This is a genomic window from Bradyrhizobium sp. BWA-3-5 (assembly GCF_032917985.1).
Classification (GTDB): Bacteria; Pseudomonadota; Alphaproteobacteria; order Rhizobiales; family Xanthobacteraceae; genus Bradyrhizobium.
Map to the genome: position 1 here is coordinate 4,451,346 of NZ_CP136626.1, position 16,089 is coordinate 4,467,434.

The window sequence follows — 16,089 nt, forward strand, 5'->3', positions numbered from 1 at the left end:
CCGTTCGCCATGGCGGGCTCTCCCCGGCCATCCCCGTCCTTCTGCTTGCCATCCGGGCTAAAATCCTTATAACGCGCGCATCCGCAGATCCCGGCCGGGAGCTGAACGGACGGTCTCAGCAATCACTCCTTATCCGGGCGTTTTTGATGTGGCAGGGCCAGTCGGCCCGTCGTCCCGTGCTTCCGCCTTCTGAGCATTATCGAGTCCTTTCCGAAGGTCTCGAAGGGCTTGCCGCCGGGAGATGCGCTAACTCTTGGAAAGGACACCCATGCCTCTTTACGAGCATGTTTTTCTCGCGCGTCAGGATGCGAGCACCCAGCAGGTCGAAGAGCTGACCACCCAGATGACGGGCATCGTCGAAGGGCTCGGCGGCAAGGTCACCAAGACCGAGAACTGGGGCGTGCGCTCCCTCACCTACCGCATGAATAAGAATCGCAAGGCACACTTCGTGCTGATGAACATCGATGCGCCCTCCGCTGCGGTCACCGAGATCGAGCGCCAGGAGCGGATCTCCGAAGACGTCATCCGCTACCTCACCGTCCGTGTCGAAGAGCACGAGGAAGGCCCCTCGGCGATGATGCGCAAGGCCGACCGTGATCGCGAGCGCGACGATCGCGGCGGCGGTTTCCGCGGTGACCGCGAAGGCGGCTTCCGTGGCGATCGTGAAGGCGGCGGCTTCCGTGGGGACCGTGGCCCGCGCCGTCCGCGCGAAGACGCTGTTGAAGCGACGGAAGAGGAGTAAGAACAATGGCTGAAGCTGGTGCACGCCGTCCGTTTTTCCGTCGTCGCAAGACCTGCCCGTTCACGGGTCCGAATGCGCCGAAGATCGACTACAAGGATTCCAAGCTGCTGATGCGTTACGTCTCGGAGCGCGGCAAGATCGTGCCGAGCCGCATCACCGCCGTTTCCGCCAAGAAGCAGCGCGAACTCGCGCGCGCCATCAAGCGCGCCCGTTTCCTCGGCCTGCTGCCCTACGTCATTCGCTAAGACTCCCCGGTCCGCGGCGTTCGCGCCGCGGACCTTCATATTCATAAGGCTTCCGGATCGTCCGGTCGCCGATGGTTGGGGCCCAAGTGGGCCTCTAACCGCTCGAAAGGGGCGGGACAGCTGATGATCGCGATTGTCCTCATTGGTCTTGCGGCCGGCGCAGCGTCGGCGCTGATGTTCGCCTCGATCATTTCGGGCGCGCTGATCTCACTGCTGCTGTTCTATCTGGCGCCGCTGCCGCTGATGGTGGCAGCCCTCGGATGGGGGCCGCTTGCGGCAACGATCGGCGGCATCGCGGCGGCCTGCGGCCTCGGCTTGATATTCGGCCTGCCCTATTGCATCGCCTTTGCGATCACCGTGGCGGTGCCCGCGTGGTGGCTCGGCCACCTCGCTTTGCTCGGACGGCCGCTGCCAGTCGTAGCTTCCGAAGACGGTTCGGCGCCTGCCGCTATTCAGCTCGAATGGTATCCGGTCGGCCGCATCCTGCTATGGATTGCCGGCTTTGCCGCCCTGACCACGATCGCCGCCATGCTGACGCTTGGCGGCGACGTCGAAGCCATCACGGGCGTATTGCGCCGCGGCCTCACGCGAATTCTGGCGCCGCGCGGGACCACGCCGTCGCAGGACATCGAGCGCTGGGTCACCGCGCTCGCCATCATCGCGCCGGCGGCTGCGACGATCGTCGCGATGATGACGCTGACGCTCAATCTCTGGCTTGCCGGAAAAATCACGGCAACGTCGGGCCGGCTGAAGCGTCCCTGGCCTGATCTCAGAAGCGCGGAACTGCCGCCGATGACGCTGGTGGCGCTGTCGGTTGCCCTGGCCTTCTGTTTCATCGGCGGGCTTGCCGCGATGTTCTCGCAGATCGTGGCCACCGCGCTGATGATGGCCTATGGCCTCACCGGCTTTGCCGTGCTGCACACGCTGACGCTGGCGCTCAAGAGCCGCATCTTCTGGCTCTGCTGCACCTACGCGATCGTCGTCGCGTTCGGCTGGCCCGTGCTCGCGATGATCGCGCTTGGGCTTGCGGACGCCATCTTCGGGCTTCGCCCACGCTACCTGCGCGGCAAACCTCCACCCCTGCCCGCATCCTGAAACTGCAACGTCCACCCGATCGAATACGAACATCAAAGGAGAACGAAAATGGAAGTCATCTTGCTCGAACGCGTCGCCAAGCTCGGTCAGATGGGCGAAGTCGTCCGCGTCCGCGACGGCTATGCCCGCAACTTTCTGCTCAAGCGCGGCAAGGCGCTGCGCGCTACCGCCGACAACCGCGCCAAGTTCGACGGCATGAAGGCCGAGCTCGAGGCCAACAACCTCAAGGCCAAGGGCGAAGCGGAAAAGGTCGCGGAGAAGATCAACGGCCGCAACGTGATCGTGCTGCGTCAGGCCTCGGAATCCGGCCAGTTGTTCGGCTCGGTCAGCGTGCGCGACATCATCGCCTCATTCGAGGCCGACGGCGTCACCATCAGCCGCAGCCAGGTGCTGCTCGACGCGCCGATCAAGACCATCGGCAAGCACGAGATCAACATCGCCGTCCACCCCGAGGTCGAAGTCGCCGTCAGCGTCACGGTGGCGCGCAGCGCCGATGAAGCCGATCGCATCAACCGCGGCGAGGACATCTCGACCCGTCAGGAAGACCAGGATGCGGCCGCCGAGGCGCTCGCGGCCGCCGGCGAGTTCTTCGACCCGGAAGCCCAGCACGACGAAGAGGCCCCGGCGCCCGCCGCTACCGAGAAGTAACGCGCGTCTCGCTCAAACGCACAATGATTGCTTCAAGCCCGGCTCCTCAGGCCGGGCTTGAGATTCTGGCGGCTGCCTTCTCGTCGAGCATGGCGATCGAGGCGAGCGCAGTCGCGGTGTGCTTCTCGACGCCATCGGTGACGCAGAACACGTCGGCTGCGACCACGGCGACCTGACGTCCGAGCTTGATCACGCGCGCCCGGCAGATCAGGCGTTCGCCGACCGCCGGCGACAGCAGGTTCAGTTTGTATTCCGCGGTCAGTGCCGGCTGGCCACGCGAGGTCGCGGCCGCGATCGTGGTGGCATTGTCGACCAGGAAAGCCGTGACACCGCCGTGGAATAGGCCATGCTGCTGCAGCAGCTCGGGCCGGCGGTCGACCGCAAGCGTGCAGGTACCCCGTGTTATCTCGGACAGTTCCGCCCCGACATGATTCATAAACCCCTGGCGGCCGACATTGTTACGGATGTGCGTGGCGATCCGCGCGAAGTCTGGGTCGGCATTCGCATTCATGCGGTCTCTCCCGGTTTTTGGATCGCATCTGGCGCAACCACCGCGCGGATGGCGCAGGCGATCAGGATATCGGATTGCTCTCTGGGATCGGAGCGGTCGCGGCCCGACAGAAAGGCGCGGCAGAAAATCTGTGCCGGCCCGATGATCTGGCTGAAGAAGACGGGTGACGTCATCGGCAGCAATTCGCCGCGCGTAACCAGCGGCGCGCGCCATCGCTCCACGGCTTCCGCAAGCCGCGAATTCTGGGCGCGCTGCGCGCCGCGGACATCTTCGGTCCATTCGCTGCGGGAAATTTCGAACAGATAGCGCGCCTCGCGCCGAGAGTTCACGACCCATTGCAGGTGGGCGCGGATCAGGCGACCGACCCCTTCCCGCGCGCCGCAGGAGCCATCGACCGCCGCGATGATGGCGGCGTGGTAACGGGCGAGAATTTCCAGGAACAGCGTGCCGGCCAGTTCCTTCTTCGAACCGAAGAAGTGGAAGAAGCTGCCGTTGGACGCCCGGGCGCGGCTGCGAATCGCAGCCACCGTGGCGCCGTCGAAACCGTCGCGATCAAAGACCGCCAATCCCGCCGCCAGCAGATCCTCGCGTGCCGTCGTCACCCGCGCCGCCTCCAATGTCGATGGATTATTACTCTAGAGCAGCACTCTAGAATTGGTCAAGCGACGTCGCGCCGGCGGATGGCGGTCGGATGTAGAAGTACTAGCGGGAAATAGGCGGAGCCGGCGGGCCGGAGGACGCAGGCGGCGAAGCGGGCGCCGTAGCCTCCACCGACGAGGGCGATGCGGGTGACGGCGCTGCGGAGTTCGCGTCCGGCTCAGGCGCAGTGGCAGCCGCTGGCGGCGCCGGGTCGTTGCCGACGCCTTCCCTGGAGGAAGGGTCTACCTTGGTGCTATCGGATTTGACGTCACGGGATGGTCGGTCCGAATCGACGGCGGGCTTATTAGTCGCCTCGCTGTCCGGCTTGTCTGCGTCGCGCTTGATCGCGTCAGTCTTGCCCGGATCGACCGCGGAGGTTTCAGGCTTGATCACGTCCCGCGAGACATCTTCTTTTGGGCTCTCGATGCGGATCGGCTCTTCCGCGTCGGATTTCGGCGGCTCTTCAACGGTGGCCGGCTTGGCGCGTCGGCCCCGCTTCTGCTTGACGTCAGATTTGCTGTCGGTGGCGGCCCGCACCGGCGGGGCCTGGCCGTCGGGCGGATTGGCGGCCTCGGGCGTCGCTCGCGGCCGTGCCACGCGATCGCGGCCCCGGCGTCCCCCCTCGACTTGCGGCGTAGGCTCGGCATCCGGCCGGGAAGCTTCCTTGGCGGGCGCCGGCTGCTGCCGGCGGCCAAACCGCCCAGGCTGGTCCGGCCTCGCATCCTGCTTGGCATCCTTCTGCCTGGCGTCTTTCTTCGCCTGATCCTTGCTCTGATATTTGGGATCGGCGGCACCATTGGAGATCAGGTAGGACGAGAGCACCGAGGCCATATCGGAGCCCGTCGTATAGTGCTGGCGCAGAAAGCCCGGCAGCGATGAGGCCGGCGTGTTCTTCAACAGCCCCCGCGGGCTCTTGTGGCAGGCGCTGCAAGTGCTCGAGAATATCTGGGACGGGCTCTTGCCGGCGTCGAGATTTTCGGCCCGCGCCACGCCTGCTGTGAGGCAGCCGACCAGGAGCGTCACCGTCGCTAAACTGAGCGCTCGGCTCAACATTCCCTGCATTCTCCAGAGGTGGAATCGCTGCCCGCAGCCCATGAGGTCACGACGGCGGGGTCACCTTTTAGCCGATTATGACGCGAATGGAAGCGCGCTTATTACGCATCTGCGTGAGTGTGACATTTGAGAATATCCACTTTGAGTCCAACACCCTAGCGTCAAGGCATCATCGTACTTATGATAATTTGATCCATCCATGGAACCAACCGTTCCGGGATGCGTAGGTATAAGGGTATCGCTCCATTGGTGTCTCGATGGACCGGCTGTTGCGTTATTTCTTAAGCCAATTCATTCGTCGCGGTGCGATAACGTTTACGACCGCGAGGGGGACAAGATTTACCTGCGGAGATGGAACCGGCCCTGCGGTGGCGGCGCGGTTCATGACCGAACGGACCCAGCGCCGCATTCTCCTCAATCCGGAACTGGCGCTCGGCGAAGCCTTTATGGACGGCACATTCATCGTCGAAAACGGCACCATCGCGGATGTGCTGGCAATCGTACTCGACCAGCCCGAAATGGTGCCGCACTGGGCCAAGCTGCAATGGTGGCTGCGGTATTTCGTAAGGCACTTCAGGCAATTCAACTGGCGCGGCCGGGCGAAGAACAACGTCGCCCACCACTACGACCTTGACGGGCGGCTCTATTCCCTCTTCCTCGACGCTGACAAGCAATATAGCTGCGCCTATTTCGAAACGCCGGATGCGACGCTCGACGATGCCCAGCTTGCCAAGAAGCGCCATCTGGCGGCCAAGCTCCTGATCCGGCGCGGCGACCGCGTGCTCGATATCGGCTCTGGCTGGGGTGGTCTCGGCCTTTATCTGGCCGAAATGACTGGCGCCGACGTTACCGGCATCACGCTCTCGACCGAGCAATTGCAGATCTCCAATAGCCGCGCCGCGGAGGGGAATCTGACGCAGTCGGTCAGGTTCCTGCTCAGCGATTACCGCGATATCAAAGGCCCGTTCGATCGCATCATCTCGGTCGGCATGTTCGAGCATGTCGGGGTCGACTTCTACGAGACCTTTTTCCGGCGCTGCGCCGATCTGCTATCCGACGACGGCGTCATGCTGCTGCACTCGATCGGCCGCTCCACCGGGCCCGACGTGACGAGTCCGTGGATCACCAAATACATCTTCCCGGGCGGCTATATCCCCGCCCTTTCCGAGGTCGTTCCTGCGATCGAGAAGGCAGGCCTTCTGGTCTGCGACATCGAGATCCTGCGCCTGCACTACGCGGAAACGCTGAAGTCCTGGCGCGACCGTTTCATGGCGCGGCGCGAGGAGGCCGTGCGCCTTTATGACGAGCGCTTTGCCCGGATGTGGGAATTCTATCTGGCGGCGTCGGAAATGTCGTTCCGCAAGCAGAACCTGATGAATTTCCAGATCCAGCTCACCAAGCGCCAGGGAATCGCGCCGATGACACGCGATTACATCACGCGGGAAGAGGCAAGGTTGCGTTGGGTGGAACTCGGAAGACGGCCACAGCTGCAATTGGCGGGCGAATAAGCCGGCGTCACGACCTGCGCGTCAGTTTCGCAGGCTGTAATTCGATGCATAAGGCGAACGCGCCAGCGCCGGACGGGCAAGCTGGGCGCGCACGGTGGCAAGCAACTGCGCATCACAGGGCACGGCACGCCGTTCCGGACGGGAAATCTGTTCCATGGTCTCGATCAGCTTCAGCAGCCACGAACGCTGACCGCTTGCCGATCGCCATCCCTGAACTTGCTGACCCATCGCCTGTCCTTCCGGTCCGTTGCTACTGGCAACTCGAAGATCGCCAGGCCGTTCCCGATCTCGTAACCAAACCCATTCTGCGGCGAAGAAAATCACACCCGATGTGATCTACTTCACAGAAGGCCTTACCGGTCCGCCGTAGTTTTGCGGACATGAGCCAACCGACCTACCCAGCCCCGTTCGATTCCGACATCCGGATCGATTACGCCTTGATCGCAACCGGGATCGCCGCCACCGTGTTTTCGTTCATCTACCTGATAGTGGTTTGATCAACGCTTAAGGGCGAGGCTCGAAAACACCCCGCGCCATTGGATAGGTCTGTCCACGTTGAGGTAAGGTTCAGGCTTCCCTAACATTTTGCCTGACATTTTCCGGGAAAGCGCCGCGGGCCGCCCGGTTTCCGCCGCAACCCGTCAAGGCGGAACGTGCACTGGCCGGGATTCATCACACCTCGCATGTGTGAATCGTGCATAAGAAACCTTCCCACTTTCACCGCGCGCGCGAGTGGCGCTTTATCGCCGCCCGCTTCCGGCAATCGTTACTTTCCGGAATCCCGACAGCGCCAAAAATCTGAAGCATAATCCAACCCATGGCTGATTCGAACGTTCTTAAGCTCGCTCCCGACGCGGGAACTCCGGTGTACCGGAGCGCCCCCCACAATATCGAAGCGGAACAGAGCCTGCTGGGCGCCATTCTGGTCAACAATGACGCGTTCTACCGGGTCTCCGACTTCCTGGAAGCGAAGCACTTCTTCGAGCCGATCCACCAGACCATCTTCGAAACCGCCGGCAGCCTGATCCGGATGGGCAAGGTCGCGACCCCCGTGACTTTGAAGACCTTCCTGCCGGCCGATACCGACATCGGCGGCATGACGGTCGGCCAATACCTCGCACGCCTCGCCGCCGAGGCCACCACGATCATCAACGCGCAGGACTACGGCCGCACGGTCTACGACATGTCGCTGCGCCGCGACCTGATCCGGATCGGCGAGGACATGGTCAACGTCGCCTTCGACGCGCCGGTTGACTTCACCCCGCGCACCCAGATCGAGGATGCCGAGCGCCAGCTCTACGAGCTTGCCGAGTCCGGCCGCTACGAAGGCGGCTTCCAGCGCTTTTCGCAGGCGATGAAAATCGCTCTCGACATGGCGGCCAATGCCTACCAACGCGACGGCAAGCTGTCCGGCATCTCCACCGGCCTGCGTGATCTGGACTCGAAGATGGGCGGCCTGCAGCGGTCCGACTTGATCATCCTGGCCGGTCGTCCCGGCATGGGCAAAACCTCGCTGGCAACCAATATCGCCTACAACATTGCCAGGGCATACCAGCCTGAAACCAAGGCGGACGGCACCACGACAGCCGTCAACGGCGGCGTTGTCGGCTTCTACTCCTGCGAAATGTCGGCCGAGCAGCTCGCCACGCGTATTCTTGCCGAGCAAACCCGCATCGCCTCGAGCATGATCCGCCGCGGCGGCATCAAACAGGAAGAATTCGACAAGATCCGCGACTACACGATCGAGCTGGAGCACTTGCCGCTATATGTCGACGAGACCGGCGGCCTTTCGATCTCGCAATTGACGGCGCGCGCCCGGCGGCTAAAGCGGCAGCGGGGTCTCGACGTCATCGTCGTCGACTATATCCAGTTGCTTCAGGGGTCAGGCAAGCGCGGCACCGACAACCGCGTCCAGGAAGTCACGGAAATCACCACCAGCCTGAAGGCGCTCGCCAAGGAGCTCAACGTTCCGATCATCGCCCTGTCGCAGCTCTCGCGCCAGGTCGAGAATCGCGACGACAAGCATCCGCAATTGTCGGACCTGCGTGAATCGGGCTCGATCGAACAGGACGCGGACGTCGTGCTGTTCGTCTATCGCGAGGAATATTATCTGCAGAACAAGGAACCCAAGCCCGGCACCCCTGAGCACGAGAAGTGGAAGCTCGACATGGAGCTCGCCCACGGCAAGGCCGAGGTCATCATTGCCAAGCAGCGCCACGGGCCAACGGGCACCGTCCCGCTGCAATTCGAAGGGCAATACACCCGGTTCAGCGATTTCATCGAAGAGGACAATCTGCCCTACCGCGTGCCGTGATCGGCTTTCAGCGCAGTTGAACCGCGGCGTTCCGCCGCGTAAAACGGTGGCATGAACGTCGCTCCCGATCCTAAGTCCATGCCGCAAGGCACCCTGCTCTCGCCCGGAGCGAACCAGGCTGCAGCCCTTGCGACCGCAACCGGCGTGCTGACAGTCGATCTCGACGCCATCGTCGCCAATTGGCGCAAGCTCGAGAAGACGGCGGTGCCGGCCGAATGCGCCGGTGTGGTCAAGGCGGATGCCTATGGCTGCGGCGCCGCGCAGGTTGCGCGCGCCCTCGCCGGTGCCGGCTGCAAGACCTTCTTCGTCGCGACGCTCGATGAAGCCCGCGTCGTCCGCGCAGCAGTGCCGGGGACGGCCCTCTACGTGCTCGGCGGCTTCTTCCAGAACAGCGGCCCCGCCTATGCCGAGATCGACTGCAAGCCTGTCCTCGGCGACCTCAACGAGCTCGCCGAATGGGACGTGTTCTGCCGCCGCTCCGGCTGGTCCGGCGGCGCGGCCATTCACATCGATACCGGCATGAACCGGCTCGGGCTGACCGTGACCGAGGCCCAAGGCATCATCCCGCGCATCAATGCCGGCGATCACGGCATCACGCTGGTGATGAGCCATCTCGCCTCGGCCGAACTCCTCAACAATCCGGCCAACGCCCGGCAGCTCAACGCCTTCCGCGAGATCGCGAGCGTCTTCTCCGGCGTGCCGGCTTCGCTGGCGAATTCGTCCGGCATTTTCTTGGGCCCCCAATTCCAGTTCGACCTGGTGCGGCCGGGCTGCGCGCTCTACGGTATCAACCCGACACCCGAAGCCGACAATCCGATGCAGCCGGTCGTGGAATTGAAGGCCCGCATCGTGCAGATCCGCAACGTCGAGCGCGGCGAGACCGTCGGCTATGGGGGGACCTGGACCGCACGGCGCCCGACCCGCCTGGCAATCGTCGCCGCCGGATATGCCGATGGCTATTTCCGCGCCGCCAGCGCCAATGATGGCACCCGCGGCGCCGAAGTGGTGGTTGCCGGCAAGCGCTGCCCGGTCGCGGGACGGATTTCGATGGACCTGATGGCGGTCGATATCACCGATCTCGAGAAGAACGCGGTACGGCGCGGCCACATGGTGACACTGATCGGCGAAGGCATCACGGTCGACGAACTCGCGCACCATTACGGCACCATCGGCTACGAGGTGATGACCAGCCTCGGCCGACGTTACGCCCGGGTCTACAAGGGCGGCAATGCTACGGCCCCCGCTGCTCTGCCTTCGGCGGAGCCCGCCGCAGCTTCGACCTGATCTGCGTTTCGCCGTGTCGCCTCGCGGCAGCTATCTCACTGCTTCTTCCGACCGGCCAATACTTTCTTGCAGGCATCGCTGAGCTGGTTCTGCTGCTTGTTCAGGCATGCGACGACACGGCCGCCGCCGGGCAGCGTACCGGCGCAATATTTGTCATAGTCCGCCTTGCAGGCGCCGCGCCCATCGCCGCTTTGAGCAAAGGCGGATCCGGAGCATCCGATGGCGAGCACGAGAAAGGCGGCATGTAGTTTCGACATGGAATCTCCAGATGTCAGGCGACGCACAGTGATGTCGGCTAGCTCTACATGAAGATCGCGACCTTCAACATTAATAATGTCAACCGACGCCTGCCGAACCTGTTGCGCTGGCTGCGCGCGGCCAAGCCTGACGTCGTTGCCTTGCAGGAACTGAAATCGACCGATGCCGAATTCCCGGCTTCAGCTCTCGAAAAAGCCGGCTATGGCGCGGTGTGGCGCGGACAGAAGAGCTGGAACGGCGTCGCCATCCTCGCGCGCAACGCCGAGCCGGTGCTGACCCGAACCGCCCTGCCCGGCGATCGCGACGACAACGAAGCGCGCTACATCGAGGCCGCCGTCAACGGCATCCTCGTCACCAGCCTCTATCTGCCAAACGGCAACCCGCAGCCCGGGCCGAAATTCGATTACAAGCTCGACTGGTTCAGGCGGCTGCGATCGCATGCCGCAAAACTGCTCAAGCAGGATATTCCGGTGGTGCTGGCCGGCGACTACAACGTTGCGCCGACCGCCACCGATATCTATCCGACAAAGTCCTGGGACAAGGACGCGCTGATCCAGCCGAAAAGCCGTGCGGCGTTCAAGGCACTGGTAGACCAGGGCTGGACCGATGCGATCCGCACCCTGCATCCGGAAAAACCGATGTTCACGTTCTGGGACTACAAGCGCAACCGCTGGCCACGCGATGCCGGACTACGGCTCGATCATCTGCTGCTGAGCCCAGCGGTCGCGCCGCGCCTTGTCAAGGCCGGTATCGATCGCAAGGTGCGCGGCGAAGAAGGCGCCAGCGACCATGCGCCGGCGTGGATCGTGCTGCGCTAGCAGTACAACACAGGGCGCGGATTACGCGAAAACAACCCCATGCACAGTAGGCCTGGCTGCCGTCAGCCCTTACGCGTGTGGCCCCAGGCCGCATCCCAATCCTCGCCGGCGGCGTCGATGACGCGGCCGTCGGCCTCGAAGAACTTGTTCGGCACCTGGAAGATCGCCAGCATCAGCCCGCCTTCCGGGCACCAGGCGACGTGACGGCTGCCCTCCTCGCGCCAGATGAACTCGCCGGCCTTGCACTCGATGCCCTGCGCCGGACCTTCCTTGTCGACGAGGGAGCCTTCGAGCACGTAGGTCTGCTCGATGTTGACGTGCTCATGGTCGGGTAGCACGGCGCCCGGTGCGAACCGCATCAATGCCGTCATCAGGCCGGTCTTGCGATCGAACAACAGCGTCTTGGCTTCACAGCCTGGGAACCGCGTCTTCTGCCATTCCATGCTGGCGGGGCGAACCAGATGGGAATGCGTCTCTGCAGTCTGCGCCTTTGCTGGCGTCACGGCGTCCATTGGCGATCCTCCGTTCTGATTGTTTGGACGCGATCCTAGCAGCTCTGCCTATCGCCACCAGACGGCCGGTGTGCGTTGCGGGAGGCGTAAACGCCCCTCACCACAAATTCTTGCCGTCGATCACCGTCACCGGCACAGCGTCGAGATCGAAATCGTCGAACAGCCGCGCATTGATGCCGACCTTGGGATTGTCGAAGTCCGGCTTGCCTGTCGACCAATCAGGCGATTCGGAATAGGTGCCGCAGCCGCAACTGGCGCAGAAATGATGCTTGACGGTCCGGCTGCCCCACAGATAGGTCGCGACATTTTCCGGCGGCGAGGTCAGGCGAAATTGTGCCGGCTTGTAATAAGCCCACAAGGCACCGCGCTTGGAACACAGCGAGCACGTGCAGCGCGTCACGTCGGCCGGCGCCTCGCTCACCTCGAATTGCGTCTGGCCGCAATGGCAGCTCCCCTTGATTGGCACGATCGCCTCCTTTCGCTCTGATATCCGGACTCGTAACCTGCCCCTGCTGACACCATGATGTCAGCATCAGGAATCGCGAGATTTTAGGGTGGGCTTCCTTTTCGTCCTCATTGTCGGCCTCATCGCCGGCACCATCTCGGGCATCGTCGGCACGGGATCGTCGATCATGCTGATGCCGGTATTGATCTATCAATACGGGCCGAAGGAAGCCGTTCCGATCATGGCGGTTGCCGCCGTGATGGCTAACCTGTCGCGCATTCTCGCCTGGTGGCGCGAGGTCGACTGGCGCGCCTGCCTGGCTTATTCCGCCACGGGCATTCCGGCCGCAGCCATTGGCGCCCGCACGCTGTTGGCGCTGCCCTCGCATGCCGTCGATATCGCGATCGGCCTGTTTCTGATCGCGATGGTGCCGGTCCGGCACTGGCTCGCGCGGCATCAGCTCAAAGCGAAGCTCTGGCATCTTGCAGTCGGTGGCGCGATCATCGGCTATCTCACCGGCATCGTGGTTTCGACCGGTCCGCTCAGCGTGCCGCTGTTTCTGTTTTACGGGTTGACCAAAGGCGCTTTCCTCGCCACCGAGGCGGCAAGCTCGCTCGGGCTTTACTTAAGCAAATCGGTCACGTTCGAGCGCTTTGGCGCGTTGACGCCAGATATCGCGCTGAAGGGCCTGATAGCCGGCTCTTCCCTGATGTTCGGCGCCTTCATCGCTAAAGGCTTTGTGCTGCGGCTCAAGCCTGACGTCTTCCGGCTCTTGATGGACGGCATCATGCTGGCCGCGGGTCTCGCCCTGTTGTGGACGGCTTTTTCGTAAGGAAACCGGACCAGCGGCCTGAACCATCCGCCTGCAATGGCCGACCAAGTGACGCGTGTCACATCGAGTCCGCAGGTCACCATAGATCAATGCCGGGCTTGGATTCGCATCACCCACGTTCGGAGAGACCGAAATGCCCAAGGGAATCAGCGGCGGAATAATCGGCGCTGTCATCGCCGTCATTGTCATTGCCATCATCGCAGCGGGAAGCTGGTACACCGTCGATCAGACCGAACGCGGCGTGAGGCTGCGTTACGGCGCGGTCATCGGCACCGCGCAGCCGGGTCTCGGCTTCAAGCTGCCGCTGATGGACAGCGTCGAGAAGGTTAGCGTCAAGACGCTCACCTATACCTGGGACAAGATGAACTCCTATTCCTTCGATCAGCAGCCCGCCGACCTCAAGATCAGCGTCACCCTGCGCGCTTCGCCGGAGAAGGTGGCCGATCTCTATGCGAAGTTCGGCGGGCTCGACACCGCGGTCAAGCAGGTGGTCAGCCCGGCCGTGAACCAGCAGGTCAAGATCGTGTTCGGCCGCTACACGGCCGTGAAGGCGATCCAGGAGCGTGGCGCGCTCAACTCCGCGATCAAGGACGCCATCACGGCGTCGCTGAAGGACGATCCGATGATCATGATCGAGAGCGTCCAGCTCGAAAACATCGAATTCTCCGCCAACTATCTGCACTCGATCGAGCAGCGCATGCTGGCCGAGGTCGAGGTGCAGAAGCTGCAGCAGAACGCCGAGCGCGAGAAGGTGCAGGCGCAGATCACCGTCACCCAGGCGACCGCCAAGGCCAACGCCGTCCGCGCCGAGGCCCAGGCCGCGGCCGACGCGCTGCGGCTCAACGGCGAAGCCCGCGCCACCAATATCAGGATCACCGGCGAGGCCGAGGCCGCCGCCATCGAAGCCCGCGCCAAGGCGCTCGGCACCAACCCGAACCTCGTCACGCTGGTGCAGGCTGAACGCTGGAACGGCGTGCTGCCGACCACGATGGTGCCGGGCTCGGCCGTGCCGTTCGTATCGGTGAAATAGAGCCACGTCGCAAAAGTAGCGGCGCCCGGACCGCGGACGCCGCCATGACGTGTCGATGCCAGAGACTGATCATGCCGAAAGTCCACACCATCGCGCTCGCGAGCTTCCTTGCCGTTCTTGCCGTGCAAACGTCCCCGCATGCCGCGCCTGCATTCGATGGATTATGGGCGACCAGCAAAAAGGATTGCCGCGACAAGGATGGGCCTGACAGCAAGACCTTCATCGACCTCGACAACGTCATCAAGGGCAAGCCGGCGCCGCTCGTCGACAGTTACGAAAATCATTGCCGGGTCAATCGCACGACGCTGTCTGGCGACGGGCTGGTCCTGTCGACGACCTGCTTCGAATTCTGGGACGATTACAATAAGGGCGCGAACGGACGGAAGGTGGTGATCAAGCTGTCGCCCGGGCCAAAGGACACGATCAAGATCGACGGCAAGCCCTATTTGTTGTGCAAGCGCAAGAACGGCCTTCCCAAGCGTTGATCATTGCGGGTCCGTACTGGCCCTCGGGCCAGTTCCGTCCAGACAATGATGCCCGACGGCCTAACTCGCGCAGTCTTTATCGGATATGACGCGGTCGATCGGTGGCCGCATGATCTCAGACGTGGCATCCTGATCGACGGTACCATGCAGGTTGCATGGGCTGATTCTCGACTGGGGAGTACGTGTTTTGAGCATGGCGGCAGAAACGGCCGATGTCTCCTATCTGGGCGACCAGCGTACAGGACGTACCGAGGCCCGGCAGGACACCCTGAAATTCGCGGAAGCAGCCCTTGTCGACAGCAAGCGCGAAGGCCTGCTGCTTGCCGTCCGCGCCCGCTGGGTCGCACTGGCGATCACTGCCGCGACCCTGCCGATCATGAATCCGAACTGGGACGTGATCTACTACGTCCTGATGCTCGGCTTCTTTGCCCTGATCGGCTGGGCGCAGCTCAAGGTCGGCAAGGTCGGCCGTTCACCGCTCGAGGTCTTCCTGATCATCTGCGATCTTGCGCTGCTGACCTTCCTCAGCGTCGTTCCCAATCCGTGGGGCAATTTTGACTGGCCGATCGGCATGCAGTTCCGCTTCGACAGCTTCCTCTATTTCTTCATTTTCCTTGCCACCGCCACCCTGGCCTATTCGTGGCGAACGGTCGTCGCGATCGGCGGGTGGACTGCGACCCTGTGGGCCATCGCCGTCGGCTGGGCCTACCTGCAGCCCGAACGCCACGCAGCGTTGTCGGCGCGCGTCAAGGAAGCGATCGGTGCCGACATCCGCATGTTCGAGATCCTCGATCCCTCCTCGATCGGATTCGGCGCCCGCTTCCAGCAGGTCACCGTGTTCGTCATCGTGGCCGGGATCCTGGCGCTCGCCGTGCGCCGTTCGAATGCGCTGCTGGTCAGCCACGCCGGCCTTGAGCGCGAACGGGCCAATCTCGCGCGTTACTTCTCCCCCAACGTCGTCAACGAATTGTCGGGGAATGACGAACCGCTGACGCGCGTTCGCACGCAGGACGTTGCAGTGCTGTTTGCCGATATCGTCGGTTTCACCGCCTACACCGATGGACGAGACCCGAATGAGGTCATTGATACGCTGCGACAATTCCATGAGCGAATGGAGCGCGAGGTGTTCCAGCACGGCGGAACGCTCGACAAATATCTCGGCGACGGCCTGATGGCGACGTTCGGCACGCCATTCGCGGGCGATTCCGATGCGCTGAACGCGCTCCGCTGCGCGCGGGGCATGATCGCCTCGATCGCCGAGCTGAACAGGGAACGGATCACTCGCAACCAGCCGCCGATCCAGGTCAGCGTCGGCTTGCATTACGGGCAGGTCGTGCTCGGCGATATCGGCCTCAACCGGCTCGAATTCGCCGTGATCGGCACCACCGTCAATGCCGCGAGCCGGCTCGAAGCGCTGACCCGCGAATTCGGCTGCGCCATCGTCGTCAGCGACGCGCTGGTGCAGCAGGCCCGCAGCGAAACCAGCCAATCGACCGCCGACTTCGCATCGCTGGTCGAGCAGCCGGCACAGAGCATTCGTGGGCTTGAGCAGCCGGTAGGCATATGGACGTGTGCAAGCGTTGTTCCTGATGATCTGACGCGTGCTTGACGACACCGGCGCACCGCGCCACATGGCGTCTTTCCGTGCTAGACAGTGCCGCCCGTTCACC

General features: G+C 63.2%; 19 protein-coding genes. 12 read left to right on the plus strand and 7 right to left on the minus strand.

Annotated elements, in window-relative coordinates; all coding sequences use genetic code 11:
* Nucleotides 1-268: 268 nt before the first annotated feature.
* The 4 genes from rpsF (at nt 269) to rplI (ending at nt 2,730) form a co-directional block, all read left to right on the plus strand.
* Nucleotides 269-742, plus strand: a complete 474-nt coding sequence (gene rpsF / locus RX331_RS21645) for a 30S ribosomal protein S6 (RefSeq protein ID WP_065729761.1) — start codon at nt 269-271, stop codon at nt 740-742.
* A 5-nt stretch (nt 743-747) separates the two neighbouring features.
* Entirely contained in the window at nt 748-987 is a 240-nt protein-coding gene (gene rpsR / locus RX331_RS21650; protein ID WP_011441353.1) for a 30S ribosomal protein S18, read from the plus strand.
* Between the two features lie 123 nt (nt 988-1,110).
* Nucleotides 1,111-2,082, plus strand: a complete 972-nt coding sequence (locus RX331_RS21655) for a hypothetical protein (RefSeq protein WP_317251940.1) — start codon at nt 1,111-1,113, stop codon at nt 2,080-2,082.
* 48 nt (nt 2,083-2,130) lie between these two features.
* Nucleotides 2,131-2,730 (plus strand): 50S ribosomal protein L9, encoded by a 600-nt coding sequence (gene rplI, locus RX331_RS21660; RefSeq protein WP_317251941.1) that lies wholly within the window; start codon nt 2,131-2,133, stop codon nt 2,728-2,730.
* 46 nt (nt 2,731-2,776) lie between these two features.
* Here rplI and RX331_RS21665 read toward each other — a convergent pair whose 3' ends face one another.
* The 3 genes from RX331_RS21665 to RX331_RS21675 form a co-directional block, all read right to left on the minus strand.
* Nucleotides 2,777-3,241, minus strand: a complete 465-nt coding sequence (locus tag RX331_RS21665) for a PaaI family thioesterase (protein ID WP_317251942.1) — start codon at nt 3,239-3,241, stop codon at nt 2,777-2,779.
* Nucleotides 3,238-3,843, minus strand: a complete 606-nt coding sequence (locus RX331_RS21670) for a TetR/AcrR family transcriptional regulator (protein ID WP_317251943.1) — start codon at nt 3,841-3,843, stop codon at nt 3,238-3,240. The genes RX331_RS21665 and RX331_RS21670 overlap by 4 nt, the downstream gene beginning before the upstream one ends.
* 100 nt (nt 3,844-3,943) lie before the next feature.
* Nucleotides 3,944-4,933: a hypothetical protein gene (locus RX331_RS21675; protein WP_317251944.1), complete on the minus strand. Its 990-nt coding sequence runs from the start codon at nt 4,931-4,933 to the stop codon at nt 3,944-3,946.
* A gap of 257 nt (nt 4,934-5,190) precedes the next feature.
* Here RX331_RS21675 and RX331_RS21680 point away from each other — a divergent pair, with 257 nt between their 5' ends.
* Nucleotides 5,191-6,441, plus strand: coding sequence for a cyclopropane-fatty-acyl-phospholipid synthase family protein (locus RX331_RS21680; RefSeq protein ID WP_317251945.1), 1,251 nt, complete (start codon nt 5,191-5,193; stop codon nt 6,439-6,441).
* Nucleotides 6,442-6,462: 21 nt separating this feature from the next.
* Here the strand turns inward: RX331_RS21680 and RX331_RS21685 are convergent, their stop codons facing one another.
* Nucleotides 6,463-6,765: a hypothetical protein gene (locus RX331_RS21685; protein WP_317251946.1), complete on the minus strand. Its 303-nt coding sequence runs from the start codon at nt 6,763-6,765 to the stop codon at nt 6,463-6,465.
* 493 nt (nt 6,766-7,258) lie between these two features.
* Here RX331_RS21685 and RX331_RS21690 point away from each other — a divergent pair, with 493 nt between their 5' ends.
* Both RX331_RS21690 and alr read left to right on the plus strand, forming a co-directional pair.
* On the plus strand, nt 7,259-8,755 hold the full coding sequence (locus RX331_RS21690) for a replicative DNA helicase (RefSeq protein ID WP_317251947.1): 1,497 nt from the start codon (nt 7,259-7,261) through the stop codon (nt 8,753-8,755).
* Nucleotides 8,756-8,806: 51 nt separating this feature from the next.
* Nucleotides 8,807-10,039: an alanine racemase gene (alr, locus tag RX331_RS21695; protein WP_317251948.1), complete on the plus strand. Its 1,233-nt coding sequence runs from the start codon at nt 8,807-8,809 to the stop codon at nt 10,037-10,039.
* 35 nt (nt 10,040-10,074) lie between these two features.
* Here the strand turns inward: alr and RX331_RS21700 are convergent, their stop codons facing one another.
* Nucleotides 10,075-10,296 (minus strand): cysteine rich repeat-containing protein, encoded by a 222-nt coding sequence (locus tag RX331_RS21700; RefSeq protein ID WP_317251949.1) that lies wholly within the window; start codon nt 10,294-10,296, stop codon nt 10,075-10,077.
* A gap of 48 nt (nt 10,297-10,344) precedes the next feature.
* Between RX331_RS21700 and RX331_RS21705 the strand changes: the two genes are divergently transcribed.
* The gene (locus RX331_RS21705; protein ID WP_317251950.1) at nt 10,345-11,115 is read left to right on the plus strand and encodes an exodeoxyribonuclease III; all 771 of its coding nucleotides are present in this window, start codon (nt 10,345-10,347) and stop codon (nt 11,113-11,115) included.
* A gap of 62 nt (nt 11,116-11,177) precedes the next feature.
* Here RX331_RS21705 and RX331_RS21710 read toward each other — a convergent pair whose 3' ends face one another.
* Nucleotides 11,178-11,627: a cupin domain-containing protein gene (locus RX331_RS21710; RefSeq protein WP_283028151.1), complete on the minus strand. Its 450-nt coding sequence runs from the start codon at nt 11,625-11,627 to the stop codon at nt 11,178-11,180.
* A gap of 97 nt (nt 11,628-11,724) precedes the next feature.
* Entirely contained in the window at nt 11,725-12,093 is a 369-nt protein-coding gene (locus tag RX331_RS21715) for a GFA family protein (RefSeq protein WP_317251951.1), read from the minus strand.
* A gap of 88 nt (nt 12,094-12,181) precedes the next feature.
* On the opposite strand from RX331_RS21715, the gene RX331_RS21720 reads away from it, so the two are divergent.
* The 4 genes from RX331_RS21720 to RX331_RS21735 all read left to right on the plus strand — a co-directional run bounded on the left by RX331_RS21720 (nt 12,182) and on the right by RX331_RS21735 (nt 16,028).
* Nucleotides 12,182-12,904: a sulfite exporter TauE/SafE family protein gene (locus RX331_RS21720; RefSeq protein WP_317251952.1), complete on the plus strand. Its 723-nt coding sequence runs from the start codon at nt 12,182-12,184 to the stop codon at nt 12,902-12,904.
* A 133-nt stretch (nt 12,905-13,037) separates the two neighbouring features.
* Nucleotides 13,038-13,934 carry a prohibitin family protein gene (locus RX331_RS21725; RefSeq protein WP_317251953.1) on the plus strand — a complete coding sequence of 299 codons (897 nt, stop codon included), beginning with the start codon at nt 13,038-13,040 and terminating at the stop codon, nt 13,932-13,934.
* A gap of 71 nt (nt 13,935-14,005) precedes the next feature.
* On the plus strand, nt 14,006-14,419 hold the full coding sequence (locus tag RX331_RS21730; protein WP_317251954.1) for a hypothetical protein: 414 nt from the start codon (nt 14,006-14,008) through the stop codon (nt 14,417-14,419).
* A 193-nt stretch (nt 14,420-14,612) separates the two neighbouring features.
* Entirely contained in the window at nt 14,613-16,028 is a 1,416-nt protein-coding gene (locus RX331_RS21735; RefSeq protein ID WP_317251955.1) for an adenylate/guanylate cyclase domain-containing protein, read from the plus strand.
* Nucleotides 16,029-16,089 lie beyond the last annotated feature (61 nt).

Bases quoted from the DNA above. Each gene is read 5' to 3' on its own strand.
- rpsF (WP_065729761.1), top strand. From the start codon at position 269: ATGCCTCTTTACGAGCATGTTTTTCTCGCGCGTCAGGATGCGAGCACC.
- rpsR (WP_011441353.1), top strand. From the start codon at position 748: ATGGCTGAAGCTGGTGCACGCCGTCCGTTTTTCCGTCGTCGCAAGACC.
- RX331_RS21655 (WP_317251940.1), top strand. From the start codon at position 1,111: ATGATCGCGATTGTCCTCATTGGTCTTGCGGCCGGCGCAGCGTCGGCG.
- rplI (WP_317251941.1), top strand. From the start codon at position 2,131: ATGGAAGTCATCTTGCTCGAACGCGTCGCCAAGCTCGGTCAGATGGGC.
- RX331_RS21665 (WP_317251942.1), bottom strand. From the start codon at position 3,241: ATGAATGCGAATGCCGACCCAGACTTCGCGCGGATCGCCACGCACATC.
- RX331_RS21675 (WP_317251944.1), bottom strand. From the start codon at position 4,933: ATGTTGAGCCGAGCGCTCAGTTTAGCGACGGTGACGCTCCTGGTCGGC.
- RX331_RS21680 (WP_317251945.1), top strand. From the start codon at position 5,191: ATGGACCGGCTGTTGCGTTATTTCTTAAGCCAATTCATTCGTCGCGGT.
- RX331_RS21690 (WP_317251947.1), top strand. From the start codon at position 7,259: ATGGCTGATTCGAACGTTCTTAAGCTCGCTCCCGACGCGGGAACTCCG.
- alr (WP_317251948.1), top strand. From the start codon at position 8,807: ATGAACGTCGCTCCCGATCCTAAGTCCATGCCGCAAGGCACCCTGCTC.
- RX331_RS21700 (WP_317251949.1), bottom strand. From the start codon at position 10,296: ATGTCGAAACTACATGCCGCCTTTCTCGTGCTCGCCATCGGATGCTCC.
- RX331_RS21705 (WP_317251950.1), top strand. From the start codon at position 10,345: ATGAAGATCGCGACCTTCAACATTAATAATGTCAACCGACGCCTGCCG.
- RX331_RS21710 (WP_283028151.1), bottom strand. From the start codon at position 11,627: ATGGACGCCGTGACGCCAGCAAAGGCGCAGACTGCAGAGACGCATTCC.
- RX331_RS21725 (WP_317251953.1), top strand. From the start codon at position 13,038: ATGCCCAAGGGAATCAGCGGCGGAATAATCGGCGCTGTCATCGCCGTC.
- RX331_RS21730 (WP_317251954.1), top strand. From the start codon at position 14,006: ATGCCGAAAGTCCACACCATCGCGCTCGCGAGCTTCCTTGCCGTTCTT.
- RX331_RS21735 (WP_317251955.1), top strand. From the start codon at position 14,613: ATGGCGGCAGAAACGGCCGATGTCTCCTATCTGGGCGACCAGCGTACA.